23 protein-coding genes are annotated in these 26998 nt (G+C 47.4%); 13 read left to right on the top strand and 10 right to left on the bottom strand.

Going from position 1 to position 26998, the window contains the following annotated elements:
- The 3 genes from L4D79_RS11990 to L4D79_RS11980 all read left to right on the top strand — a co-directional run bounded on the left by L4D79_RS11990 (position 1) and on the right by L4D79_RS11980 (position 3640).
- Positions 1–609: a CoA pyrophosphatase gene (locus tag L4D79_RS11990; RefSeq protein WP_428651808.1), complete on the top strand. Its 609-nt coding sequence runs from the start codon at positions 1–3 to the stop codon at positions 607–609.
- A 181-nt stretch (positions 610–790) separates the two neighbouring features.
- Complete coding sequence (locus L4D79_RS11985; RefSeq protein ID WP_428651807.1) at positions 791–2044, top strand: aromatic amino acid transport family protein; 1254 nt, start codon at positions 791–793, stop codon at positions 2042–2044.
- 234 nt (positions 2045–2278) lie between these two features.
- Entirely contained in the window at positions 2279–3640 is a 1362-nt protein-coding gene (locus tag L4D79_RS11980) for an L-serine ammonia-lyase (protein ID WP_428651806.1), read from the top strand.
- 94 nt (positions 3641–3734) lie between these two features.
- On the opposite strand, the gene L4D79_RS11975 is transcribed toward L4D79_RS11980, so the two are convergent.
- From L4D79_RS11975 to L4D79_RS11955, 5 genes are all read right to left on the bottom strand, one after another.
- A complete protein-coding gene (locus L4D79_RS11975; protein WP_428651805.1) occupies positions 3735–4703 on the bottom strand; it encodes an ADP-ribosylglycohydrolase family protein in 969 nt (322 codons plus the stop codon).
- Between the two features lie 144 nt (positions 4704–4847).
- Positions 4848–5435, bottom strand: a complete 588-nt coding sequence (locus tag L4D79_RS11970; RefSeq protein WP_039457464.1) for an acetate uptake transporter — start codon at positions 5433–5435, stop codon at positions 4848–4850.
- Positions 5436–5869: 434 nt separating this feature from the next.
- Positions 5870–7084 carry a hypothetical protein gene (locus tag L4D79_RS11965; protein WP_428651804.1) on the bottom strand — a complete coding sequence of 405 codons (1215 nt, stop codon included), beginning with the start codon at positions 7082–7084 and terminating at the stop codon, positions 5870–5872.
- A 207-nt stretch (positions 7085–7291) separates the two neighbouring features.
- Positions 7292–8014, bottom strand: a complete 723-nt coding sequence (gene nfsA / locus L4D79_RS11960; protein ID WP_428651803.1) for an oxygen-insensitive NADPH nitroreductase — start codon at positions 8012–8014, stop codon at positions 7292–7294.
- Positions 8015–8159: 145 nt separating this feature from the next.
- On the bottom strand, positions 8160–9359 hold the full coding sequence (locus L4D79_RS11955) for an iron-containing alcohol dehydrogenase (RefSeq protein ID WP_428651802.1): 1200 nt from the start codon (positions 9357–9359) through the stop codon (positions 8160–8162).
- A 294-nt stretch (positions 9360–9653) separates the two neighbouring features.
- Here L4D79_RS11955 and L4D79_RS11950 point away from each other — a divergent pair, with 294 nt between their 5' ends.
- The 4 genes from L4D79_RS11950 (at position 9654) to L4D79_RS11935 (ending at position 14089) form a co-directional block, all read left to right on the top strand.
- The gene (locus tag L4D79_RS11950; RefSeq protein ID WP_428651801.1) at positions 9654–9917 is read left to right on the top strand and encodes a GrxA family glutaredoxin; all 264 of its coding nucleotides are present in this window, start codon (positions 9654–9656) and stop codon (positions 9915–9917) included.
- A 199-nt stretch (positions 9918–10116) separates the two neighbouring features.
- Positions 10117–11799 carry an aspartate:alanine antiporter gene (locus L4D79_RS11945; protein WP_428651800.1) on the top strand — a complete coding sequence of 561 codons (1683 nt, stop codon included), beginning with the start codon at positions 10117–10119 and terminating at the stop codon, positions 11797–11799.
- 272 nt (positions 11800–12071) lie between these two features.
- Positions 12072–12746, top strand: coding sequence for a response regulator (locus L4D79_RS11940; RefSeq protein WP_428651799.1), 675 nt, complete (start codon positions 12072–12074; stop codon positions 12744–12746).
- On the top strand, positions 12746–14089 hold the full coding sequence (locus tag L4D79_RS11935; protein WP_428651798.1) for an ATP-binding protein: 1344 nt from the start codon (positions 12746–12748) through the stop codon (positions 14087–14089). Before L4D79_RS11940 ends, L4D79_RS11935 begins: the two co-directional genes overlap by 1 nt.
- A 75-nt stretch (positions 14090–14164) precedes the next feature.
- Here L4D79_RS11935 and fabV read toward each other — a convergent pair whose 3' ends face one another.
- The 4 genes from fabV to L4D79_RS11915 all read right to left on the bottom strand — a co-directional run bounded on the left by fabV (position 14165) and on the right by L4D79_RS11915 (position 20920).
- Positions 14165–15367 (bottom strand): enoyl-ACP reductase FabV, encoded by a 1203-nt coding sequence (gene fabV, locus L4D79_RS11930; RefSeq protein WP_428651797.1) that lies wholly within the window; start codon positions 15365–15367, stop codon positions 14165–14167.
- 198 nt (positions 15368–15565) lie between these two features.
- The gene (locus L4D79_RS11925) at positions 15566–17842 is read right to left on the bottom strand and encodes an acyl-CoA dehydrogenase (protein ID WP_428651796.1); all 2277 of its coding nucleotides are present in this window, start codon (positions 17840–17842) and stop codon (positions 15566–15568) included.
- A gap of 54 nt (positions 17843–17896) precedes the next feature.
- Positions 17897–18571, bottom strand: coding sequence for a TetR family transcriptional repressor PsrA (gene psrA / locus L4D79_RS11920; protein WP_428651795.1), 675 nt, complete (start codon positions 18569–18571; stop codon positions 17897–17899).
- 1497 nt (positions 18572–20068) lie between these two features.
- Positions 20069–20920, bottom strand: coding sequence for an SDR family oxidoreductase (locus L4D79_RS11915; protein ID WP_428651794.1), 852 nt, complete (start codon positions 20918–20920; stop codon positions 20069–20071).
- A gap of 340 nt (positions 20921–21260) precedes the next feature.
- Here L4D79_RS11915 and L4D79_RS11910 point away from each other — a divergent pair, with 340 nt between their 5' ends.
- Together L4D79_RS11910 and pyk are read left to right on the top strand one after the other, a co-directional pair.
- Positions 21261–22115 (top strand): MurR/RpiR family transcriptional regulator, encoded by an 855-nt coding sequence (locus L4D79_RS11910; protein ID WP_428651793.1) that lies wholly within the window; start codon positions 21261–21263, stop codon positions 22113–22115.
- 384 nt (positions 22116–22499) lie between these two features.
- The gene (gene pyk, locus L4D79_RS11905; protein ID WP_428651792.1) at positions 22500–23945 is read left to right on the top strand and encodes a pyruvate kinase; all 1446 of its coding nucleotides are present in this window, start codon (positions 22500–22502) and stop codon (positions 23943–23945) included.
- 66 nt (positions 23946–24011) lie between these two features.
- Here pyk and L4D79_RS11900 read toward each other — a convergent pair whose 3' ends face one another.
- Positions 24012–24473 carry a glycine zipper 2TM domain-containing protein gene (locus L4D79_RS11900; RefSeq protein WP_428651791.1) on the bottom strand — a complete coding sequence of 154 codons (462 nt, stop codon included), beginning with the start codon at positions 24471–24473 and terminating at the stop codon, positions 24012–24014.
- An 89-nt stretch (positions 24474–24562) separates the two neighbouring features.
- On the opposite strand from L4D79_RS11900, the gene aat reads away from it, so the two are divergent.
- The 4 genes from aat (at position 24563) to L4D79_RS11880 (ending at position 26869) form a co-directional block, all read left to right on the top strand.
- Complete coding sequence (gene aat / locus L4D79_RS11895; RefSeq protein ID WP_428651790.1) at positions 24563–25276, top strand: leucyl/phenylalanyl-tRNA--protein transferase; 714 nt, start codon at positions 24563–24565, stop codon at positions 25274–25276.
- Positions 25273–25986 carry an arginyltransferase gene (locus tag L4D79_RS11890; RefSeq protein ID WP_428651789.1) on the top strand — a complete coding sequence of 238 codons (714 nt, stop codon included), beginning with the start codon at positions 25273–25275 and terminating at the stop codon, positions 25984–25986. The genes aat and L4D79_RS11890 overlap by 4 nt, the downstream gene beginning before the upstream one ends.
- 175 nt (positions 25987–26161) lie before the next feature.
- A complete protein-coding gene (gene infA, locus L4D79_RS11885; protein ID WP_005298441.1) occupies positions 26162–26380 on the top strand; it encodes a translation initiation factor IF-1 in 219 nt (72 codons plus the stop codon).
- Between the two features lie 312 nt (positions 26381–26692).
- On the top strand, positions 26693–26869 hold the full coding sequence (locus L4D79_RS11880; protein WP_428651788.1) for a hypothetical protein: 177 nt from the start codon (positions 26693–26695) through the stop codon (positions 26867–26869).
- Positions 26870–26998 lie beyond the last annotated feature (129 nt).

The following is a 26998-nucleotide window of genomic DNA, read 5'->3' as shown; positions in this document are numbered from 1 at the left end:
ATGAATTGCCAGCAACAGATCATCACCCGCTTTCTACTTGCCCCGCAAGCCAACTACGATAAAAGCCACACGCTTCGTGTTCGCCAGCATATCCATGAAGACCGTCCGTTAAAACCGGCCGCTGTACTGATCCCTCTTGTACCCCGTCACGGCTCTTTCAGCCTGATTTTCACCCGCCGGGCTGAACACCTGAAGCACCATCCAGGCCAAGTTTCATTTCCTGGCGGTAGATATGAGCCACAAGATATTGATTTAATTGATACTGCTTTGCGTGAAACACAGGAAGAGACTGGTATTTTATGCAACCGTAGCAGTATTATTGGACAGCTGCCGAGCTTACCGACAATCAGTGGTTATATCGTCACTCCGTACTTATCCGTGATCTCGCCAGATTACAGGCCAGAACTGGACCCAAACGAGGTTGATGAGTTGTTCGAAGCACCTATCGAGCACGTATTAAACCCGATGAATATACGGATACAAAAAGTTACCTTTAAAGGTAAACACCACAATATTTATTCAATTCCATTCAGCAAATATTCAATCTGGGGGGCTACCGCCCAAATGCTAAAAGTACTCTCAGATCAGCTCTGGCATGAGAAAATCTAATCTGGCACGGCAATTCCCCTAATCTTACCCCTCCCCTGAGCGTGATCAAGATCACACTAAATTGTATTGCAATTTCGCCCCGTTACAGAACGAGATCTCGATCAAGGTTTTCCTGCAATAAATCGCGAAAATGCGCCCCGTTCCTAATTTCCGTTCCGTAATTAACTTTGGATATATAATCATGCAAACATCTACAAGCACCGCAGCAACTACTGCTGCAAAAGCAGGATGGACGTATAAAGACGTAACATGGGCGCTATCGCTATTCGGTACTGCTGTAGGCGCAGGCGTACTGTTCCTACCTATCAAAGCAGGTGCTGGCGGTTTTTGGCCACTTGTTATTCTAGCCCTGCTTGCTCTTCCTATGACTTGGTTTGCCCACAAGAGCTTGGCTCGTTTCGTACTATCAGCTAAGAACCCTGAAGCTGACATCACTGATACTGTTGAAGAACACTTCGGTAAAGCTGGCGCTAACATCATCACTTTTGCTTACTTCTTCGCCATCTACCCAATCGTTCTTATTTACGGTGTAGGTATTACCAATACTGTTGACTCATTTATGGTTAACCAGCTAGGCATGGAATCTCTTCCACGCTGGATTCTATCTGGTGGCTTAATCATGGCAATGACAGCTGGCGTTGTATTCGGTAAAGAACTAATGCTGAAAGCCACTTCAGCAATGGTTTACCCACTAGTATTCGTTCTACTAGCGCTATCTCTATACCTAATTCCTGAGTGGAATGCTTCAATGGTTTCAGTTAGCCCAGACTGGAGCTCAATGCCTTCTGTTATCTGGCTAGCAATCCCAATCATCGTATTCTCATTCAACCACAGCCCAATCATTTCTCAGTTCTCTAAAGAGCAGCGTCGTGTATACGGTGACAATGCAGTACAGAAAACTGACATGATCACTGGCGGTGCAGCAATGATGCTGATGGGCTTCGTGATGTTCTTCGTGTTCTCTGTTGTTCTGTCTCTATCTCCAGAGCAGCTAGCAGAAGCACAAGCACAGAACATCTCTGTCCTGTCTTACCTAGCAAACATCCACGAATCTCCATTGATTTCACTAATGGGTCCAATGGTTGCATTCGCTGCGATTACTTCTAGCTACTTCGGTCACTTCCTAGGTGCTCACGAAGGTCTAGTAGGTCTAGTTAAGTCACGCTCTGAGATGCCAAAGGGCAAGATCGAGAAAATCTCTCTAGGCTTCATCGTAGTAACAACTTGGATTGTTGCAGTAGTTAACCCAAGCATCCTAGGCATGATTGAAACAATGGGCGCACCAATGATTGCTGCCATCCTGTTCCTAATGCCAATCTTTGCAATGCAGAAGCTACCAGCAATGGCTAAGTACAAGACTTCTGCTCCAGCACAGATTTTCACAGCGCTATGTGGTATTGCGGCGATTACTTCTGTAATCTACGGTGCACTATAAGGCTAGTTATCATCAACTTAATGATAATTGACCAGCACGAATTGAATTAGTAAGAAAATGTGCTACAACGCATAGTCTTCTGACTCAAATTCCGTACAATAGAGACACTAAAGAGCAGGACGCATTTGCCCCTGCTCTTTTGTTTTGATTATCTCGCCAAGGAAGGGGCGGGAATGATAAAAACTATTACAGTCTGACGGTAACTAGATAGCTACCGTGACTGAGGTATTAGCAATGATCAGTGTTTTTGATATCTATAAAATCGGTGTGGGTCCTTCCAGTTCACACACTGTCGGCCCAATGAAAGCAGGTAAAGAATTTATCGATGACCTGCGTTCCATGGGCAAGCTTCGTGACGTGACTAAAATTACCGTGGATGTTTACGGTTCACTTTCTCTAACCGGTAAAGGTCACCACACTGATATCGCAATTATTATGGGCTTGGCTGGCAACAGCCCAGAACATGTTGACATCGATAGCATCCCTGGTTTTATCGCCCGCGTTGAAGAAACAGAGCGCCTACCTGTTGGCATGCACTGCCACACAGTAGACTTCCCACGTGAAGGCGGTATGAATTTCCATACCACTAACCTTCCTCTTCACGAAAATGGCATGACCATTAACGCTTTCATCGGCGAAGAAGTGGCTTACACCAAGACTTACTACTCTATCGGTGGTGGTTTCATTGTTGACGAAGAGAACTTCGGCAAAGCAACAGAGTCATCGGTTAAAGTCCCGTACATGTTTACTACAGCCGAAGAGCTGGTAAACCAGTGTAAGGAAAACGGCCTGTCAGTCAGCTCAATGGTGATGTCCAACGAGCGTGCGATGAACGCTGAAGACGAGATCAATACTTACTTTGCCAACATCTGGCGTACCATGCGTGAGTGTATGGATCGCGGTATGAGCGAAGAAGGGATCCTGCCTGGTCCTCTACGCGTGCCACGTCGTGCTGCAGCCCTTCGTCAACAACTGATGACGACAGAAAAACTAAGCAACGACCCAATGACAGTTGTTGACTGGGTTAACATGTATGCGTTTGCAGTTAACGAAGAAAACGCTGCAGGTGGTCGCGTAGTAACTGCACCAACAAACGGTGCGTGCGGTATCATCCCTGCGGTATTAGCTTACTACGACAAGTTCATCCAGCCTGTTGGTCCGAAAGAGTACACTCGCTACTTTGCGGCATCTGGTGCTGTTGGTGGTCTATACAAGCGTAATGCTTCTATCTCTGGCGCTGAAGTAGGCTGTCAGGGTGAAGTAGGTGTTGCTTGTTCTATGGCTGCTGCTGGCCTTGCAGAGCTAATGGGTGGTAGCCCAGAACAAGTCTGTATGGCGGCTGAAATCGCAATGGAACACAACCTTGGCCTAACTTGTGACCCAGTTGCTGGTCAGGTACAGGTTCCATGTATCGAGCGTAACGGTATCGCAGCAGTTAAAGCAATCAACGCTTCACGTATGGCACTACGCCGCTCTTCTGAGCCTCGCGTATCACTGGATAAAGTTATCGAAACGATGCTTGAAACCGGTAAAGACATGAACGCGAAATACCGTGAAACGTCTCAGGGTGGTCTAGCAATCAAGGTTATTTGCTAATCTAACCCACTGTAAGAATTGAAAAGCTACCCTGAGGGTAGCTTTTTTGTATCTGAAGTTTGTGCAGAGCCTAATAGGCCGCTGAGTAACAAGCCTAGAATGCCCCGCCTGCATTGTGGAGCAGCTGCTCAATATCTTCCGCCAGCGCTTCGCCACATTGCAGCGTCGTGACCCATGAGATAGGGATCCCCTGGCTATCACCAAAGCCGTAGCATGCCCCGGCTATCGCCCCGACCAATATCCCGCGACCGCAACTATCCCCCCCCACCGCGATATTTTTGAGTATCGCCTCAGTATAGCTCGAACTGTTTTGCAATACCCAAGCCGCCACCGGCAGGCTGTCAACAAGGTGACAAGCACTGTTGGCAATAGAAAAAACATGCGAAAGATCGTTAACATCGCCATTGAGCACCCGTACCTGCTCGATCTTTTCCTGCACTACTTCAGGGCATTTTACTTTCAGGACATTGAGCACAGGCTCCATCCGCCTTGAGCGCAAGGCTTCATTGAGGGCGCTGGCAAATGCCTTGGCGCAAGCAAGAGCCTGTTCGTTTTGATGGGTAACACCGACAATACGGTCTATTTCACTTTCCAGCCTCTCGGACGGCATCTTCAAGGCAACCAAGGCTGGAACAGCGCATAATGCTGGATTCTGATCATCATCGCATCCTGAGTCTTCTGGCCAATCCTCCGGCGGAAGAGAAAACAGCGACAGCAACAGAGCCTTGGTCGGACTGTCGACATAACCAATAAACTCCCCACCGGGGCCAAAGTAATCGACAATTTCTTGCTGCAAGCGATGGGTTTCAACATCAGGTTCACTGAGCAGGCGGATATACAATGCCAGCCACTCACCGTAAATCGTCAGCTCGCCAGCAGTAAGCTTGTCATGGGCATAATAACCTTCTACCCCTTCATAGTGGTGGGCATCAGGCTCGATAAAAGGAAAATGCGGTAGGGACTGGAGGGTGCGGATACGATCCGGTGAGTAGATCCAATGGGTACCCATGCTGGCAGCATCTGCGACCAGTGCTCCCATCAAGGCTGCATAACGTTGTGCCATATTCTCATCCTTTCATGAGCTACACGCGATGCAATAAGCTTATACCCATTCCCATGAACTGGCTGAGCAAGAATAAAAAAACCCGCCATAAGGCGGGTTTTAGCAATTAACAATTATCAACGATCAATTAGCAAGACGCTTTAATTAAGCAGCAGCTTTTAGTGCTTTGTCTTTTTTCAGCTCACCAACAGGCAAGATAGTACGGCCGTATTCGTTGTTCAGTACCTGCGCCATTGCGAAGTAAATCGCACTTGCACCACAGATGATGCCTTCGAAGCCCGCGATAGTACCGATTAGCGTGCTGCCAGTGAAGTCACGTGCTGCTAGTAGGAAGAAAAGTACGGTTAGAGAACCAAATACAAATTGCTTAGCGCGTGGGTAGCACAGTGAACCGATGAACATGAAGCCTGTGAAGATACCCCATAGAAGTAGGTACCAACCCATGAAGCTCGCAGGGCTAGCAGGCAGACCCATGTACGGCATAACAATCAGACCAACCAGTGTCAGCCAGAACAGACCGTAAGAAGTGAAGGCTGTGGTACCAAACGTATCACCACGCTTGAAGCACATCATGCCTACGATAACTTGGCTCAAGCCACCGTAAAAAATACCCATAGCTAGGATCATCGAATCAATTGGGAAAAAGCCCGCATTGTGGATGTTCAGAAGGATGGTAGTCATACCAAAGCCCATAAGACCTAGTGGTGCTGGGTTAGCTAGTTTCGTAGACATGTTTTCCTCAAATAGGAGTGGTTCAACAAAAATGATAAAAATTAAAATTTGGGTGCATCAATCAATGCGCGGCGAATTCTAAAGGACGTTGACGGTCAAATCAAGCCAAAACCCGCACAAAACTTAACCGAACTCAAAAAAAGTTGGAATTTATCGATTTTTTGTAAAGTCATTTTTAATCTTCAACTGCGACTAAGTGTTAGTAAATGTAATTAACAAAGATATCAACAACATCAATACCGCCATAAATAACAATAAAAACAATAAGTTAAAAATAACACCAACACCAAAAATTGTAATAAGTTGTCATAACCGCTCATTTTTACGTTCACTGTTTCTCTTTCTCATCAAACTTGGGAGAACAGGTATAAAAAAAGCAGCATAAATGCTGCTTTTTCAGACGTGCTTATTTTCACCTTATCGGTGAGGGGGGATCAAATTTCCTTTCCCTCGCCCTCGTCATTCGCAGTCACTGCAACAGCACTGCTATTATTTTCTATCTCATCGGTATCAACGGCTTGTTTGTCTGCATTATTCTGCACTGACGTCGTTGTCGATAACTGCGCTTGTAGCTTGGCTATTTGTTGATTCTGCTTCTCAATCAACCCCTTCAAGGTCTCTAGCTGAAGCTGTTGCTGATTAGGTTTTGCCTTGCGCTTTACCAACTCATATTGCTGGCGCGTATCTGCAGCATCCGTACTTAATCGCTGGGCTTGTTCTACCAGAGATTGATCACGCAAGTCTGAGTCATTGAGCGCTTTAGAAATACTGAGCAACTTACCTTCAATGGCAAGAATGTAGTTCTCATATTCATCACGGTTGCGATCACGAAGGTATTTCACCTCTTCGGCAATATGCGTAGCATGGGCAAGTTCAAACTCTATGGCAGAAACGACTTGATTGATGGCATCAAAAGCCCGGGGATGATTATCAATTAAGTCTTTACCTGCTGTAATTTCCCCTTCCACCTTGGCATAGCTGAGCGGGGCATAATAGCGGACATCTTCACGACGCAACTGACGCAACGCTTCTTCTTGTGGAGTAATATAGATACGCTTTATCACTCTCACTTCCAAGCTGTGGGCGCGTGAAAGGAATTCAGTCTGCTCTTCGCGAGCCCGATTAAGATTACCTCGGGCCACAAAGGCAAATAAATTACGATAAAAGCGGTTGAGTCGAACAAACTCACTGCGGTAGTGGGCATTGGCATCAATCGAATTCAGATAAGCCAATTGGGTCATCGCAGGCTCCAAGACCTTATCAGCAATTTTCTTAAGATCGACCAACTCGGTATGGTTATTCTTTACGACCTCAATATCACTGTAAAAACGATCAAGATACGTCACTGAAGAGAACAGTGAATAACTTTGATTGGCCAGCTCTGGCGAAGATTGTATGTCTTTAAATAGGTTATCAGCACGCTGCCAACTTTCCATCATCGCGGCAAATCTTTCCGGCGCATAAAGCATTAACCCCTCAGCGTCGACGAGGGTATTGCGCCAATGGCGGTGAATATTATCAGCAGACTGAAGTACGCTTTCAACATTCACTTCCGTTGATAATCCGTTGTCATTATCTGGCGTGCTTGCACAACCAGCGAGCAAAGCAGCCAATAATGCCATGCTGGCTACTTTCCCAACATACTTCATAGATATGTGTTCCGATTCTTTTTCCAGCCTGAGAAATTGCTCAGGCTGGTTATTATTGTCTTTTCTCTCGATATTCTATCTGACTCACTGTTTTATAAAAAGTTCATCGACGCGTTTTGTCGAGTTTTGAATAAAACTTGACATAAGGTCAACCTTTTCGTGTGTTTTACCATCAATTTAGCCGTTATAGCCACGAAACGTCATCCATTACTTTAAGCTAAATCCCTGCCCTTCAATAAACGGCTTTATAAATGGACGCGCTTCTTTATTCAACGTTCCTGAAATTTGCTCGCTCCACGACATATCTTTACTACTGCCGGTACGGCTTTGATAATATTCTCTGACATGCTGATCGTAGGTGGCGAGCACATCCATATCCAATGGGGAGTAGCTATTTTCATGCACGATAAGAGAGCGAGGTAAACGAGGCTTAATCTCCGGTGATTGATCCGGGTGACCAAGACAAAGGCCGAATAACGGCAGCACATGCTTCGGAAGGGACAACAAAGATGAAACTTTATCGGGGTTATTTCGCAAACCACCAATATATACGCCTCCCAGTCCCAGAGACTCTGCCGCCAACAGGCTATTCTGAGCCATCAAAGCCGCATCGACAGCGCCGATTAAAGTTTGTTCGGTAAAACCGAGTTTCGCTTCAGGGTAAATTTGTTGATGACGATTGTAATCAGCACAAAAAACAAAGAACTCTGCAGCACTGGCCACATATTCCTGCCCACCGGCATATTCCGCCAACAACACCCGCTTGTTGTGTTCTGTCACCCGAATAATACTGACACATTGGATGAAACTCGATGAAGATGCCGCAATGGCACAATCCAAAATGGTATTGCGCTGGCTTTCACTTATCGGTTCGGCGGTAAATTTTCGGATAGAGCGGTGCTGCAAGATGGTTTCAATCGTCTGGTTCATACATATCCCTATATAACCAAGTAACTTCAAGGTGCTCGTTCAGTGAGAGCCACCTCGGTATAACTGTGAGCTGAACAATTCACTCTAGCATAGGGACCCGTTCTCCCCCACAGTTAAATGGTTACAAGGGATATGGTGTTACTGCTTAATTTTCCTGGCTATATAGATCGTCCATAGCCGCTGTGTCTTGCTTTTTGCATTGGCACATTTGATTGAGGATGCTCAACAAGCGTTCGTTATTCAGCGGCAGCGGGTTCCCTTTAATGGAATTGGAAAGCAATGCGTCTTCAGCCACTTCATCAAACATCACATTACAGAAACCATACTCAGTCACAGAAGGTAGATTCAAGCGCTTGAGGGTCCGTTTCGTCCAGTTAATACCGTCGATGATTTCAGCATTCATTCTGCCTGTCAGGATGCAAGCCAATTGGCGATAACGGTTAAGGACGTCGGCCCTGCCCGCCTCGCGCGCGGCCAAAACATTTTCCTGCATCACATACGGCGCTAGCTGGGCAGTGATCAAACCATGTGGTGCTTGGAGTCGGCCACCCAACGAAGAGGCTAAGCCATGGGCAGCCCCCAGTTTGGCATTTGCTAGCGCCATGCCGCCCAGCATGGCTGCAAAAGCCATATCCGAGCGGGCACGGGGGTCATCATCTTCACAGGCCGCCAGAATAGCCCCTGATAATCGTCTCAGTCCTTCCTCACACACCATATCGGTTAATGGGTTGGGCTCACCGCAAACATAGGATTCCATCAAGTGGGTAAAGGCATCCATCCCGCAACAGCCTGACATAACCGGATCCATGCCGTAGGTCAGAGTGGGATCAACAATCGCCAGATCCGGCAACATATCAGGGCTACGCAGGCCCACTTTGACATTTTCCTGGGCCGAACGGAGCACCGCACTCTTGCTGACTTCCGAACCGGTACCTGCCGTGGTAGGCACGGCGATAAACGGAATGGGCTTGGCCTGCAGCGGCACGTTGCGCCCTACCACCTCAACATAGTCGTAGACACTGCCTTGGTTGGGAATTAACGCGGCAAGCGCCTTACCGGCATCGAGTACGCTGCCCCCACCAATCGCCAACACCATATCGGGCCGAAATTTTCGCCCCATCGCCGCCATCTCTTCCACCATAGCAATCAAAGGTTCGCCATGCACCGCCACTTGCTGATAGCGCATTCCCTGTTGCTTGAAATAACTGATCAATGGCTCCGCACGGACACTGTCCCGTCCCGTCACAAGCAGCACGCTGTAGCCAAACTGATTTAAAGTCGACAGCGAGTTATTCAGCGCGCCTTCCCCGAATATAATCCGAGTGGCCGTCATAAACTGAAACATAGGCACTCCATTCCGTATTTTTGTTTAATTATTATCGAGTGTGCCCCTATGCCCATTCCTGTTTTTGATTCTGAGCAACTTTTCACCATTGAATATCAGTAGCGTAACCATAACCTGCCGGCTGTCACACTTCCCCCCAAGCAGTAAAATGGTTCCTTTTTAGACTGAGCTACCCGTTACAATCGGTGCATTTCTCTTCAATCGGTTTTGTCTATTACAGCAAGAGATAAATCCTTCTTTCTCATCCCTGCCAGTCACGTTATAGTAACTCCATCAAATTTTAGGAGAGACGTTATGTTCGTTGTTATTTTTGGCCGCCCTGGTTGTCCATTCTGTGTTCGTGCAAAAGATCTGGCTGATAAGCTAAAAGAAGAACGCGAAGGTTTTAACTACCGTTACGTTGATATCCACGCTGAAGGCATCAGCAAAGCTGACCTAGAAAAAACGGTTGGTAAGCCTGTCGAAACAGTGCCTCAGATCTTCGTTGACCAAGAGCACATCGGTGGCTGTACAGAATTCGAAGCATACGCAAAAGAAAACCTAGACCTGTTTCAGTAAGCACTAAGCAACAAGTTTGGTAACATTTTCTTAAAAAGGCTGAAATATCAGCCTTTTTTATTATCTTTTGCATTATTTGCCAGCGAATTAATTCGCAAATTTTCTGTCAATTACGATCATTTTCGGTATGCCATAAACATAAAATCAGCTAGAATTTCATCACTTTTGTTGCTGATCCCTCGTCGCGGAAAAAACTGTAGTGAACATCGATGTCGCCGCTCTTCTCCATCAGAATGATATTCTGTTGCTCTTTGTTGTACTTGCTGTTGGCCTGTCGGCCGGAAAAATTCGCATAGCGAATATGCAATTGGGAAACTCTATCGGGGTTCTCATTACTGCCCTCCTTTTTGGTAACGCCGGTTTTACCTTTGATTCCGAGGCGCTGAATATCGGCTTTATGCTGTTTATATTCTGCGTAGGTATTGAAGCCGGGCCAAACTTCTTCGGTATCTTTTTCCGTGATGGTAAACATTATTTAATGCTGGCGCTGGTGGTTATTCTTTCAGCCATTGTCATTACGGTTACCATGAGTAACTACCTCGGATTAGGTCTGGGTCTAAGTACTGGTTTAATGGCGGGTTCACTGACAGCAACGCCAATATTGGTAGGGGCAAAAGATGCCTTAGCCAGCGGGTTATCCAATATCTCCGATCCTGACAGTATTCAGCAGATCATCGACAGTATCAGTGTTGGCTATGCCATGTCTTACTTGGTGGGTTTGGTCAGTGTGATTGTGCTGGCCAAGCTGATGCCAAAGTTGCAAAAGCAGAACTTGGCTGAGTCATCACAGCAGATCGCCCGTGAACGCGGCATCGGTGAAAGTGCCCAGCGTAAGGTCTACCTGCCAATTATTCGAGCCTACCGGGTTGGACCCGAGCTGATCAACTGGATTGATGGCCGTAACCTGCGCGAGTTGGGTATTTACCGTCAAACAGGTTGCTACATTGAACGTATTCGCCGAAACGGCATTTTAGCCAACCCGGATGGTGACGCCATCTTGCAGGAAGGGGATGAGATCGCGTTGGTGGGTTACCCAGATAGCCATGCCCGTTTGGATCCGAGCTTCCGTAACGGCAAAGAGGTCTTCGACCGCGATTTGCTCGACTTGCGTATCGTCGAAGAAGAAATCGTGGTGAAAAACGACAGCATTGCTGGCAAACGCCTGTCGGAGCTGAACCTGTCTGAATACGGCTGTTTCCTCAACCGCGTTGTCCGTGCTCAGATTGAAATGCCCATGGATCATAATATCCTGCTGAGCAAAGGGGATATCCTTCAGGTCAGTGGCGAGAAAAGCCGTGTGCTGGGGCTTGCCGAACGGATTGGTTTCATCTCGGTACATAGCCAAATTGCCGACCTGTTGGCATTCTGCTGTTTCTTCATCATTGGCTTGCTGATCGGTACCATCACCATGACCTTCGGCCAGATAGCCTTCGGTTTAGGTAGTGCCGCCGGTTTGCTCGTAGCAGGTATCACCCTCGGGTTCCTGCGTGCCAATCACCCAACTTTCGGCTATGTGCCCCAGGGCGCACTGAACATGACCAAAGATCTCGGCCTGATGGTCTTTATGGTTGGTATCGGTTTGAGTGCCGGCTCCAACTTGTTCGACTCGCTGTCGCAGGTCGGCTTGGCCGTGTTCTCGGCAAGCCTGATGGTGAGCGTGATCCCGGTTGTGCTGGCTTACCTGTTTGGCGCCTATGTGCTCAAGATGAACCGCGCCTTGCTATTTGGGGCTATCATCGGTGCTCGCACCTGTGCACCAGCAATGGATATGATTAATGAGCATGCCCGCAGTACCATTCCTGCACTAGGCTATGCCGGCACCTATGCCATCGCCAACGTCCTGCTGACCATTGCGGGTACCCTGTTTGTGATCCTCAGCTAACGGCCACTTGCCAACTAATCTGTGGTTTTACAGCCTCATAAACACAAGACAGAATGACATGCCCCCAACTAAAAATTGCTGGGGGCATTTTTTTGCTTAATAGACAAGCAACGAGTCAGCACAGATTCAGTCCCTTTCATCTAAGCTATATAGAGTTAAAATTCTCCGTATATCCCTGATTAGCACCACAAATTGCTAGGAAATATTCGCCACTTCTTACTCTATTCAGTATATTCATTGGATAGAATGAAAAACTATTGGTAATCAAAACTATGCGTATCCTTATTGTTGAAGACGACCCGATTCTGAGCCACCACTTAAAATCCCAGCTGAGTGAAATGGGCCATCAGGTCCAGTGTGCCGCAACGGCTGAAGAAGGCCTCTTCTTTGCCCAAGATTACCCTAACGATGTGGCTATCGTTGATATCGGCCTCCCCGATCGTGACGGTATCAGCCTAATCAGAGACATGCGTGAAAAAGGCTTGCGCCTGCCGATTCTGATTTTGACTGCTCGCTCAAACTGGCAGGACAAAGTCACCGGGCTTGAGGCCGGTGCCGATGACTACCTGGTTAAGCCATTCCAAAAAGAAGAAATGGTCGCACGACTCAGTGCACTGGTCCGCCGCAGTGCTGGCTTTGTCAAACCAGAAATGACCGCCGGTGACATCCGTGTCGACCTGCTGGCCAAACAAGTCTTTATCCAAGAGAACCTGCTTGAGCTAACCGCATTTGAATATGACTTGCTGGAATATCTGATGCGCCATAGCCGTCAGGTAGTCTCCAAGCAACGTCTACTGGATGTGCTGTACGAAGATCAGGAAGGTGATCCAAACACTATCGAAGTGATGATCAGCCGCTTGCGTAAGAAGTTTACCAATAATGGTCAGGAAAACCCGATTTCTACCATCCGTGGCCAAGGCTACATTTTCGAGCTTCAAGCGCAATAATGAATAGATTTATCCAACCAAGGCTCCGCCGCCGGGTCCTTGTCACCTCGGTGGCGATTATCGTTTTGATCACCTCAGCACTCGCCGGGGTGATTAACCAGCTTTATAGCCAAAGCTATATGGCTGCTTATTCGTCTGAGCTTGTTGCCCAGATGCCGATGGTTGTTGCCCAGCTAAACCGCGCAGGCCTGATCAAAGATGTCGATAAATGGATTGATTCGGTTGACCCATCCGACACTGATTATATGTCCGTGGTTTGTGACAAATCTGATCACACCATTTGGCTTTCCGATGAAGCCAAAGAAGCCAATATCGGTAATATCTGTAGTGAACTGCCCGACAGCATCCCTGCACCAACCTTGGTCGAAACCCTGTCAGGCGAAAGCTATATTGCCTACAACATGAGCCAAGAACGGGAAGGCGGCAATGTTTACCAGCTTGTGGTACTGCGCTCTGGCGATTCTTATGTGTCATCACTCGACCAGCTACACAAGCGTACAACATTCTACTTAGGGCTATTTGTCCTTATTGCTATCGCCTTCTTGATTGCCGCTTTCCATTGGAGCTTCCAGCCGCTGCGGAAAATGGCTTCACAGCTTGATCAGATGACCGATTCCAAACGCGACAAGCTGGATGATGACTTCCCGATGGAATTGCAGGACATCACCTTAGCGCTCAACCGCCTGATTGAGATCAGTAACGCCCAGAAAGGCCGTTACCGCCATGCGATGGATGACTTGGCACATAGCCTGAAAACCCGCCTGGCTGCAACCAATGCCCTGCTGGATGATAAAGAGATAGCGCGCTTTGAGCTCAATCAGCGGGTAATGGAACAGATCAGCCAAATGGATGAACTGGTGCAGTACCAGCTGAAGCGAGCCATGATGGGCCAACAAGGTCTGCAAAAAGACAAGACCGAATTAAAGCCGCTCACAGACAGTTTCAGCCGTTTGCTTAGCAAGGTGTATAACGAGAAAAACGTCTCGTTACGTTGCTTCTTCAACGATAAATTGACGCTGCCGGTCAACCGAAGCGACTTGATGGAATTGTTCGGTAACCTGCTGGAAAATGCCTACCGATTCTGTATTACCGAGGTTCGGGTAACAGTGAAGGAAAAGCCTGATCGGTTTATCATCGCTATTGAAGATGATGGCCCAGGCGTGCCGGAAGAAGTGCGAGAAGCTATTTTCCAGCGCGGTGTTCGAGCTGATCAACTCAACCCAGGTCAAGGTATCGGCCTGTCGGTTTGCCACGAGATAGTAATGAGTTACAAGGGCACGATTCATGTTGAATCCGCATCGATTGAAGGCGCCGCATTTGTGATTGAGTTACCCAAAAATTAAACGTTAACGTTATTGGGTATAAATAAAAAAACCGCCTTTCGGCGGTTTTTTTTATTTTACGCTTTCTGCGAGAAGTTAGATGTCTTTAACATCAAACTCTACAACAGGGCTTACGTCAGCACTGTAGTCAACAGCTTCGATACCAAAGCCAAATAGCTTCAAGAACTCATCTTTGTATTGCTGGTAGTCAGCAACATCGAACAGATTCTCGTTGGTTACGGTTGGCCACAGATCACGACAGTGCTTCTGGATATCTTCACGTAGTTCCCAGTCATCCAGGCGTAGACGGTTTTCACTGTCAACTTCGGCAGCGCTGCCGTCAGCCTTGAATAGGCGCTGAGTGAACATACGGTGGATCTGCTCCATACAACCTTCATGAACGCCTTCTTCACGCATCTTCTTGAAGACCATAGCAATGTATAGAGGCATGACAGGAATGGCAGAGCTCGCCTGAGTGACGACACTCTTAAGCACGGCAACGTTAGCTGAACCACCCGCTGCAGATAGCTTATCGTTAAGCTCAGAAGCCGCACGGTCAAGGTCCATTTTCGCCTTGCCCAGAGCACCGTGCCAGTAGATTGGCCAAGTGATCTCTGTACCGATGTAGCTGTAGGCAACAGTTTTGCAGCCATCAGCCAATACACCAGCATCAGACAGCGCATTGATCCATAGCTCCCAGTCCTGACCGCCCATCACAGTAACAGTATCTTCAATTTCCTGCTCTGTCGCAGGCTCAATGCTTGCTTCAATCAATACGTCTTTGTTGGTATCAACCGCTGTCGCCGTGTAGGTTTCACCCATAGGCTTCAGAGTAGAGCGAATCACTTCACCTGTTTCTGGCATTTTACGCACTGGAGAAGCCAGTGAGTAAACAACCATATCAATCTGACCCAGATCTTCTTTGATCAGATCAATCACTTTCTGTTTGGCTTCGTGCGAGAAAGCATCACCATTCAAGCTCTTGGAGTACAGGCCTTCTTCTTTAGCAAACTTGTCGAATGCGGCAGAGTTATACCAGCCTGCTGTACCCGGTTTCTTTTCAGTTCCCGGTTTTTCGAAGAACACACCAATTGTTGCAGCACCGCCACCGAATGCAGCCGCAATGCGCGAAGACAAACCGTAGCCGCTTGATGAACCGACGACCAGCACACGCTTAGGGGCATCGGCAATTGGGCCCTGCGCCTTAGTGTATGCAATCTGCTCTTTGACGTTTTCCTCACAACCCACTGGGTGAGTCGTTGTACAAATAAATCCACGAATTCTAGGTTTGATGATCATTTTCAACTTCCCTTACACAATTGACAGTAGGATAAAAGGTAAATGACAAAATCGCATTAAATTTATGAGCGAAAACGCTAAATTCGACAGTGGTTGGAGGTGTTACGCGCGGAAAGTCACAAAAAATACCAAAAAAAGTGCCACGCAATTGCGTGGCACATGGGAGACACCAGGTTTATTGTTCACAAGGCATGAGCCTTAGGCTGCTTTCCCCGGTTGTAAGCCGCCTTTTTTAAAGTGTGCAGCAGAGAAGTGATCCACCTGAATCGCTTTCTGTCTTAGCTGCTCGGCATTTTGCATTTTTTTCACTTCAGCTTCTGTGACGATCCCCGCATCAAGAGCAATTTGTAACTTCTCTGTTAACGAAATCTTGCGCGGGATCTCACCGGCTTTAACGGCCTTGGCAATTTTACGCTCAAGATCCTTCACCCCATACATGGCAACAAATGCCCGATCCATCAGCCCAACCGGATCATCTTCGTGTTTACCGACATAACAAAGGTGAGTCAGACGGTCACGCTGCTTACCAGGACGCATCAACAGCTCAGCGATCTTCACGGCAAGCTCATCCTTCGGTGCGGCATAATGGATACCCAACGGGAACAGCAGGGTACGTAATAAACGACCAATCCCTTTGCGTGGAAAGTTCGCCAATACCTCATCAAAGGCCACGCCACATTGGTGCAGGCAATGCTGCAGCCCATAGTGAACAAAAGGGAGATCCTGCTGCTGACGGCCTTCATCTTCATAACGCTTAAGAACTGCAGAAGCCAAATACAAGTGACTCAATACATCACCCAAGCGCGCCGAGACCATTTCGCGTCGCTTCAGCTCACCGCCCAAACTCAGCATGGCAAAGTCAGCCGCGACGGCCAATGCCCGGCTCATGCGTGATAGCTGCTTATAGTATTTTGCCGTTTCACCACTAACCGGTGAGTTATTGAAACGTGAACCACTAAAGGCATTAAGCAATGATTTACTCACATTGCCAACAGCAAAACCAATGTGGCTAGCCAGCAGTTTATCGAAGTCCTTGGCCCCTTCCCTGCTATCAGGGTTGGCTGCCGCTTCCATCTCGCTAAGTACATATGGATGACAACGGGTCGCCCCCTGACCAAAGATCATCAGGTTACGGGTCAGAATATTGGCCCCTTCAACTGTGATGGCAACCGGCATACCGAAATAATGGTGGCCAATATAGTTCATTGGCCCAAGCTGAATAGCACGGCCGGCGTGCACATCCATCGAATCATTCAGGATGGTACGGGCCATCTCCGTCATATGGTACTTGGCAATCGCGGTGACGATTCCCGGCGTTTCATCCATATCAAGCGACGTCGTTGTCAGGGTTCTGGACGCCTCCAGCATATAGGTAAAGCCACCAATGCGGCCCATCGCCTGCGCGACACCTTCGAAGTTACCGATCGACATGCCGAACTGCTTACGCACATAGGCGTAGGCACCTGTCGTTCTCGCCGTCAGATGTCCGACCGCGGTACCCAGTGCTGGCAGTGATATTCCTCGTCCAGCCGACAGACATTCCACCAGCATACGCCAACCTCGGCCGACATAATCCTGACCGCCAATAACCCAGTCCATAGGGATGAAAACGTCACTGCCTCGAGTTGGACCATTCATAAAGGCAAGGTTAAGCGGATCATGGCGCTCACCGATTTCGACACCGGGATGATCGGACGGGATCAAGGCACAGGTAATACCCAAATCTTTCTTGTCGCCAATCAAACCATCAGGATCTTGCAGTTTAAAGGCCAAGCCAAGCACGGTGGCCACTGGCGCAAGGGTAATGTAACGCTTGTTCCAGCTAACACGAATACCCAAGACTTGCTCACCTTGGTACTCGTCATAACACACCACCCCCTGATCGGGAATACCACCAGCATCTGAACCGGCTTCTGGCCCGGTAAGGGCGAAACAAGGTACATCCTCACCGTGTGCTAAACGCGGCAGCCAGTAATCTTTTTGTTCTTGCGTGCCATAGTGGGTCAACAGCTCACCAGGGCCCAAAGAATTAGGTACCATCACCGAAACGGCCGCACTCAAACTCTTGGTTGCAATACGGGTTACGATGGTCGAGTTAGCATGGGCTGAGAAGTCTAAGCCTCCATATTCCTTACCAATAATCAGCGAGAAGAATTTTTCTTTGCGCAGATACTCCCACACTTCTGGTGGCAGATCTTTCTCTTCCTGGACAATCTGATAGTCGTTCAACATATCCAACAAAGGCTCTAGCTTGTTGTCGATGAACGCCTGCTCCTCAGCACTCAATGTCGGCTGCGGGTAAGTCAGCAAGGTATTCCAGTTCGGATTCCCGCCAAACAACTCGCCATCCCACCAAACACTACCGGCCTCCATGGCCTCTCGTTCAGTGTCGGAAAGCGGGGGCAACACTTTTTTAAACATCTTAAATGCGGGATCACTGAGATAGCGTTTTCTTAGCTTGGTTAACGTACTCATGTTTCAGGTCCTTTTGTCACTTTTATCGTTATTGGTTTTGGGTATTACATACTTTTATTGTGTTCCTGTTGGCTGTTCGCTGATCAGCGAAAGCGATTGTTCTATGGGTGCCGCAACGCCTGCCGCCAAGTAAGGCACCAAACGCTCAATCAAATCTTCTGGTTTAACCTGACGGGAAAAGTCATTCTCGGCGATCTCACACAACGCCGTTGACGATGCCATGGTGAAAACGGATGCCCCGAGCGTGAAGTGCAGACGCCAGAATAAGGTTTCCGGATCCAGAGAGGGGTTGGCTCTGCACACAGCAGTCGTAAATAAAGTCAGTATCTGCTCATAACGGGTCATGATGAACCAACGCAAATGGCCTTGAACATCGGTATATCCCCTGCCGATCAGGGACATAAATACCGTGGCGCCATTGGTACGGTGCTCATTCAGCGCTAACAGCGGTTCTTTGATACAGCGGAAAACATCTTCCATTGAAAAGTCGTCGCGGGTCAGCAGTACTTCCAGCTCTGACTGCAAGCTAGGCATAAAGGCATCAAGGTAACGACCCAGTACCGCCCTAACCAAAGTTTTCTTATCGCCATAGTGATAATTGACAGACGCCAGATTGACCCCAGCTTTACTGGTAATGGTTCGCAACGACGTATCTTTGAAGCCATGTTCGGCAAAGAGTAGCTCGGCAGCATCTAAGATACGTGCCTTGGTTTCTCCCTTTCCAGCCATATTCATTCACCCGTATTAAACACTTGTTTAAACTTTACATCTAAGAAACATTTTTAACAAGTCGCAAATATACACCATGTTGTAACGCGTTGATATTTTCTATGTTTAATGTGCAAGCCGTGAAGGTGATCAATCTTTTGCACTCTGGAACTGCGACAAAGTACGGGGGAAAAACTGTCTTACCTTCGTCTCATGCAAAAGGATTGAGATTTAAGCAAATAAAAAAAATCTGAGAAAATGAAAAATTTTTGGAACAAAGTGCACATTCGCTGGTCCTAATTAATGCCACTGCTTTTTCTTAGAAGACATTCTTCGAAACCCATCTCCACCCATGGAGATGGGTTTTCTTTATTTGATTCCCCCCCCTTTTTCTTTTTACTTATTCCGCTTGATTTAAAATCAAGCAGTTATAAAAAAATGGTGCTTTTTTTCTATTTTTTCTGAACCAAAGTGAAAACCGCCAGTCCTATATAGTGACATTTAGATTAAAGACTTATCACGAATTGCTGGCCGCAAATTGCATTTACTCTTTAATCTGCTAATGCCACTGCTGCTAAACTCCTAATTGTATATAGAGCTTTCGCCCACTGAATTTCAGTGGGCTTTTTTTTACCTAAAACCCCAGGTAATGTTTTACAGCCAAAATCACACCGCTCTTCCGTCGCACGTAGGTCATAGCTCACTTAACCATTTTTCACCATCACAAAAAAAATTAATATTTTTTGAACCAATCGAATTTAACTCAGTCTTATATAGTGACATTCATATTAAAGGCGCATTTTTTCAGTTAACTATCAACTCCTGAATTATGCGGTTTTAATTAAAGATGCCACTGCTGCTAAACTCCTAATTGTGTATATAGAGCTTTCGCCCACTGAATTTCAGTGGGCTTTTTTTTACCTAAAACTGCAGACAATTCAGCCCACTCCCTGTGGCTCCGTTAGCTCATAGCTCATAGCTCATAGCTCATAGCTCATAGCTCATAGCTCATAGCTCATAGCTCATAGCTCATAGCTCATAGCTCATAGCTCATTTTATTACCATCACAAAAAAATAATTATTTTTTGAACCAATTGGATTTAGGTCAGTCATATATAGTGACATTCATATTAAAGGCGCGTTTTTCAGTTAACTATCAACTCCTGAATTGTGCGGTTTTAATTTAAGATGCCACTGCTGCTAAACTCCTAATTGTGTATATAGAGCTTTCGCCCACTGAATTTCAGTGGGCTTTTTTTTACCTGAATAAAAATATTATTTTTTTTGAACTATCCAATTTTCAGCCTGTCTTACTTTACATGATTCAGATTAAAGATGTGGTTCATACAGGTTAATCCTTCCCTTCTTTAATTGTGATGCCACTGCTGCTTAACTCCTAATTGTGTATATAGGTTTTTGCCCACTGACTTTCAGTGGGCTTTTTTTTTCGCCGAACCAGAGCCCCCCTCATTCAAACAACCGCTGTGCCAGGCAATAACCTCATACCAAACAATAGCCTCATAACTCAGGGGGTTCGGACAGCAGGCCATCATGGGCAAGATCAATGGAGAGCCACTGACACGTTTTCGCCGCATCAATCACTTTACTATTACGGTCAATCGAATCGGTAAACACCGGCAGAGGCAAACCTGCTAACTGTGCCATTTTGCAGTAATACTCTTGTCGTGTCGGGTGTTGTGATGAAGCAAGATGCAGCACCTGCTGTTGCGGCCATTGACTAACCAACTGGGAAATCGCCGTAATACAATCATCAAGATGGACAAGGTTTACCCTATCACGACCATTTTCTATTCCCTGTCGCCCTGATAGAAAACGAACAGGGTGCCTGTTAGGTCCAATAAGCCCAGCAAAACGTAGAATCACCGCTTTACTCCCCCACTCCGCCAACAAATACTGCTCTATTGCAAGGTGGGCTTTCCCCGACAACGTATCAGGACAAGGCTCAACCGTTTCCTCTATCACTCCCTCGCATGTGCCGTAAACGGAAGTTGTACTGATAAAAACCACCTTTTGGCAACCAAGTCGCTTGGCCGTATCCGATAGCTGCTTTATGCTGGCTATAAAATCATCAGCCGCTCCCTCGCCACGACCGATTGGCACGTTGATCACGAGCAAATCGGTGTTAAAGAACGGCTTAATCTGCGGAGTAATTGCAGTAGGCTCCTCCAACGATTGAGGAAGCGAAAGGGCAATACCTTGAATACCGCTTTCGGCCAAGGCTTTGGCCTTCTCAGTATCTTGCTTGCTGCCCCACGTTTCTATTCCCAACGCCACAAAATGCTTCGCCAACGGCAAGCCAAACCACCCACAGCCACAAATGCTGATCTTATTAATCTGTCCTTGTTGCATAACCTCTCCCCGATCACAAAACCCTGAAAGTCGGTTTCACTTTGCTGCTCATTTTTTCATCGCGATTTATTTTAGCCTGTAAATTAATTCCCGAAGTTTGAAAATTAGCTACAAAAAAGCCTGATATCAGCCCTGAAAAGCGTAATTTTGATTAAAAAAATTTTCAGTTTTGAAATAAAAAATTCGATCCCTGTCAAACTATAATAAAAAGAGAAAGCGATATTCATGGATTTACTAGGAGCAGATCCATGAAAAGTAGTATAGTTTCATCAAAATGGCTTTAAGCACTTTATATGATAAGTAAGCCAGTAACGAAATTCAGTAACGAGCGGTAACCGCCATGAATACCCTAGAGAAAATTCAAAAGAATCTTGATAACTTCAGTAAGTCTGAGCGTAAAGTGGCTGAAGTTATCCTTGCATCGCCTCAGACAGCCATTCACTCAAGCATCGCAACACTGGCTAAAATGGCGGATGTCAGTGAGCCAACTGTTAACCGCTTCTGTCGTCGCTTGGACACCAAGGGCTTTCCGGATTTTAAACTGCACCTTGCCCAGAGCCTAGCTAACGGTACGCCTTATGTGAACCGTAACGTTGAAGAGGATGATGGCCCTGATGCTTACACCTCTAAGATCTTCGAGTCGACCATGGCATGCCTTGATGTGGCGAAGAACAGCCTCGACCCAATGCAGGTTAACCGCTCGGTCGATTTGCTAACCCAGGCCAAGAAAATCTCCTTCTTCGGTCTAGGTGCTTCTGCGTCTGTTGCACACGATGCCCAGAATAAGTTCTTTCGCTTCAATATCCCAATTGTTTGCTTCGACGATATTGTGATGCAGCGCATGAGCGTAATCAATTGCAGTGACGGTGACGTTGTGGTGATGATTTCCCATACGGGACGCACAAAGAGCTTGGTTGAAGTGGCTCGCATGGCACGCGAAAACGGCGCCACTGTTATCGGCATTACAGCCAAAGACTCACCGCTGGACCGCGAGTGCTCTATCTCAATCTGCTTGGATGTACCTGAAGATACCGATGTCTACATGCCAATGGCGAGCCGTGTGGTGCAGATGACCGTCATTGACGTACTCGCAACCGGCTTTACCCTACGCCGAGGTGCGGGCTTTCGCGAGAACCTAAAGCGAGTCAAAGAGTCACTTAAGGACTCTCGCTTTACTAAAGAAGGCATCGTTTAACCTGTTGATGATTCTTTGCTTGATACTCACTGGCATTAACAATCATTTGGCATAAAATAGGCGCAGCGTAGGCTGCGCTTTTTCAGTATTTGCCCATTCGAATAGCCGCTCTCTGGCTACTTCCTTCAACTACACTTACCCCTACCGAACGCAGCAACTTTCTGCAGCCATGAGCGGTGTCGCCCATTAAATCCTGCAACATTGACGCACTGCGATGAAGAAACACGCACACCTTGTCCTACAATATGTTTTTTTCTTACAGTTTGTTGATAAAGAACAGCTTATTTCTACCTTTATGTGTAGTAAAATTTCACGCAATTCAATGGAGCAGATTTCTACAAGCAATCGTTTCATTGGTAAACAATGATACAGATGGAGTTTCCGATGTCTGAAAGGCTAAGACGTACTAAAATCGTTACTACTTTGGGTCCTGCAACCGATCGCGACAACAATCTAGAAAAGATTATCGCTGCTGGTGCAAATGTTGTGCGAATGAATTTCTCTCACGGCAGCCCAGAGGATCACATCCAGCGCACCAAGACTGTACGTGAAATCGCCGCGAAACTAGGCAAGCATGTTGCAATCCTAGGCGATCTCCAAGGCCCGAAAATCCGTGTATCTACGTTCAAAGACGGCAAGATTCAACTGGCGATCGGCGACAAATTCACCCTAGACAGTGATCTAGCAAAAGGTGAAGGCGATCAGCACGCTGTTGGCCTTGACTACAAAGAGCTACCAAAAGACGTTGAAACAGGCGATATCCTGTTGCTAGACGATGGTCGCGTTCAGCTCAAAGTCACTGCGGTTGAAGGCAACAAGGTTCACACCGAAGTAACGGTTGCTGGCCCGCTGTCAAACAACAAGGGTATCAACAAGAAAGGTGGTGGCCTTTCTGCTGAAGCACTAACAGACAAAGACAAGGCCGACATTATTACCGCCGCTCAAATGGGTGTGGATTACCTGGCCGTTTCTTTCCCTCGTAACGGCGAAGACATGAAGTACGCTCGCCGCCTAGCGATAGAAGCCGGCCTAGAAGCCAAGCTGGTCTCTAAAGTTGAGCGTGCTGAAGCCGTTGCAACCACAGAAGCCATGGATGACATCATCATGGCATCTGATGCGGTAATGGTAGCCCGTGGTGATCTTGGTGTTGAAATCGGTGACCCTGAACTTGTTGGTGTTCAGAAGAAGCTGATCCGTCGTGCTCGTAGCCTAAACCGCACCGTGATCACGGCAACCCAGATGATGGAAACCATGATCACCAGCCCAATGCCAACACGTGCAGAAGTGATGGACGTGGCTAACGCAGTGCTTGATGGTACCGATGCGGTAATGCTTTCAGCCGAAACGGCCGCAGGTAGCTTCCCAGTAGAAACCGTTACCGCGATGGCTAACGTTTGTCTAGGCGCGGAAAAAGAGCCTAGCATCAACGTCTCTAACCACCGCCTAGCGCGTACTTTCGAGTCACCAGAAGAAACCATTGCAATGTCTACCATGTACGCCGCAAACCACATGGAAGGCGTTAAAGCGATGATCGCGATGACTGAATCTGGCCGTACACCACTGATGATGTCTCGTATTTCATCTGGCAAGCCTATCTTTGCGATGTCACGCAACGAAAACACGCTGAACCGCGCGGCGCTATTCCGTGGCGTTACACCGGTTTACTTCAACCGCGACAGCGACGCTGGCCTAGATGCAGCAAAGCACGCGGTTGAAACCTTGAAAGAAAAAGGCTTCCTTTCTACCGGTGACCTTGTCATCATCACCCAGGGTGATGTCATGGACAAAATTGGCAGCACTAACAACATGCGAATCTTAAGCGTAGAGTAATCTATAGCCTGAATGTAAAAAGCGTGAGGATATTACTACCCTCACGCTTTTTGTATATCTGCCACTCTACGGGTACGTTTTATCGACCCTCACCCCATTATCAAAATACAGGATCCTGACCTTGTCTTTAGGCTGGAACAGCATGGTGGAATCGACATCTTGAATGACATCAATCAAGGTTCCGTTATCTGCTTTTATCAGTAATTCAACTAGCCGATATTGGACAATCTGTTGAGTTGTCTGCCGCTGATGGGCAATTCCTGCTCCCGCCACGGCACCAACAGCTGTCGCGACCTCTCGCCCGGTTCCATCCCCGAACTGATTACCGATCAACCCGCCAATCACCCCTCCCAGCAGGGTTTCCCAGCCATTACGCTGAGATTCAATCACATCCTGGTGGGTAATATAGCGAACGCTGTCGACATCACCAAAGACCACTTTGTTAACCGTTCTCGCCTGATTTCGGTTGTACGGCGCCGCAGAAAGTGCCAAAGGTAAAATTAACAATAACACTAACCATTTTCTCATCATATAATCCTCTTTCCCGGCAACCATGAGCTCTATCCCCAAGTAACGATAAGGTGCTTGGAGAGATATCAGCTACATTTAGTGTAATTATGGCAATTTATCTTCCGGAGCTTGATCCGGTCAATACTGATTTTCCCGCCCCAGAAACGGCACTGGCAGACCCCAATGGCCTGTTGGCCTTTGGGGGTGATCTGCGCCCTGAACGCCTTGTTAGTGCTTATCGCCAAGGTATATTTCCGTGGTTTTCCGAAGGAGAGCCACTATTGTGGTGGAGCCCGGCACCCAGGGCCGTTTTCCTTCCCGAGCAGTTTCAGCCCAGTAAGAGCTTACGGAAATTTTACCGAAAATCAGGCTACCAAGTCACATTGAATCACGCTTGCCACGATATCATTGAGCTCTGCGCCAGTACACGCAAAGCAGAAGAAACCTGGATCACGCCCGAGATGATCCAAGCCTACCAGTATTTGCATGATCTCGGATACTGCCATTCGGTGGAAGTGTGGCAGCAAGGACAGCTTGTCGGGGGATTGTATGGTATCAGCGTCGGCGGCGTGTTCTGCGGCGAATCCATGTTCTCACTAGCCGACAATGCGTCCAAGATTGCGCTGTGGCTGTTTTGCGAACACTTCAGTGCCCATGGTGGCCAGCTTATTGATTGCCAAATAATGAATGACCATCTTGCCTCTCTAGGTGCCGCCGAAATGGAACGAAGCCTATTCACGCATTTTCTCCACCAGCAAAGAGATGCCATACTAAACGATACGTGTTACCACAGTCAGGAGTTAATTTTCTCACCGTCATGACCAGTTTTAACAAGCTTCCGCTGCGCATAGGCTTGACGCCGGAATCGCAGTGCAGCTATCTTCCCGGGCAAGACGAGCAGCTGGGCGTGGTAATGGATCAGCACTGGCTATCACCACCTGGCTATGCCGTTTTGCTGGCGTCAGGCTACCGTCGCAGCGGCAGTGCCGTCTATAAGCCAATGTGCCAGCAGTGCAATGCCTGTACTCCCCTGCGCATTGACTGCCCCGCTTTTCGCCCAGCGAAAAGCCAAAAGCGTCAACTCAACCAAATGGCTAAGCTGCAATGGGAATTCAAGACTGAGCTGGATCCAGACTGGTATCCGCTGTATGAGCGCTATATTACCCAGCGTCATGCCGATGGCAGTATGTACCCGCCCAATAAAGCGCAATTTTTTGAATTTTGCACAGCCCCTTGGATGGATACTTTGTTCCTCCATGTTTATGACGGTGAACAGCTGATAGCCATCGCCATCACAGATATATTCGATGATGCAATGAGCGCCGTTTACAGCTTTTTCGAACCTGATAGCGCGTTGTCGCTCGGCACGCTTTGTGTCCTGTATCAAATCCAGTACTGCCAACATTCGGGCCGCCGCTGGCTTTACCCCGGGTACCAGATAGATCAGTGCAAAGCCATGAACTATAAAATTCGTTTCAAGCCTTACGAAAAGCTAACTGCAGAGGGATGGCAACATTTTGATGAAAACTAAGCTGCATTTTTCACCGCTGCCTGAGCTAAATACGATAAAATACGTATTAATGCGTCAGAGTAGCTGACAAAGCACACCCGCAGATGTAAAATTGCGGCCTAAACTTTACACTCAAACAGTTTCAAGGCATTATCCAGCCCGATCAGATGAATGGCTGGTAGCCTAAGAGGATTCAATGGCAAAAGAAGACGTAATTGAAATGCAAGGTACTGTACTTGATACACTACCTAATACTATGTTCCGCGTAGAGCTAGAGAACGGTCACGTTGTTACCGCTCACATTTCTGGCAAAATGCGTAAAAACTACATCCGTATTCTTACTGGTGACAAGGTAACTGTGGAATTGACTCCATACGACCTAACCAAAGGCCGCATCGTCTTCCGCGCCCGTTAATCTTAAAAAAAGATTACAGAATACAAATAAAACCCGGCCTATCGCCGGGTTTTATTTTTTTTGGCCCCCTATAAATTGGCCTCTTTCCTATCGCTCCTGTTTAGATTCGAAAACTAGGTTTACCAAACAGATTCGATAAATAATCTTCATCGACAACACAAAATTATTTTATTTGCCTCGACCCGCATTCGGTTGTCTAATCCCCCTGCACCCAAAGGCCAAAAGCGAACGAGGTGTATGCGAGGGAGCCGCCCTCACCTTACTCTGTCATACCGTGAAATCTGTCTGCAGCACGGCCGTTTAGGAATGACAATGAAACCTATCGCAATGCATGATGCACTGGTGCAACTAAGCCTAGTGAACGTTTGCGACATCGCAGCCACCATTCACCCCAAAGACCGACCGCTTAATACATCGCCACACCTTGGCCGTCGAAAAAAGCGTATGTCGCAAAGGCGAACGCAAAGGACGCTATCTAGCTGCGTCTAAACCAATTTGGTTCACTGATGATGTTGCTGAAGCCCTATTGCACTTCCTGCACTTCGCACATCTGCCTGATGAGTTTTAACTAACCTGGTGCTTACAGTCCTGAGGCTGGGCCTTGCCACAGCTATCGAT

Origin of the sequence: Photobacterium satsumensis (genome assembly GCF_050336935.1) — a bacterium.
Lineage (GTDB): Bacteria > Pseudomonadota > Gammaproteobacteria > Enterobacterales > Vibrionaceae > Photobacterium > Photobacterium satsumensis.
Note: the sequence above shows the minus strand (reverse complement) of the source record. Positions and strands in the feature narration are given on the sequence as shown.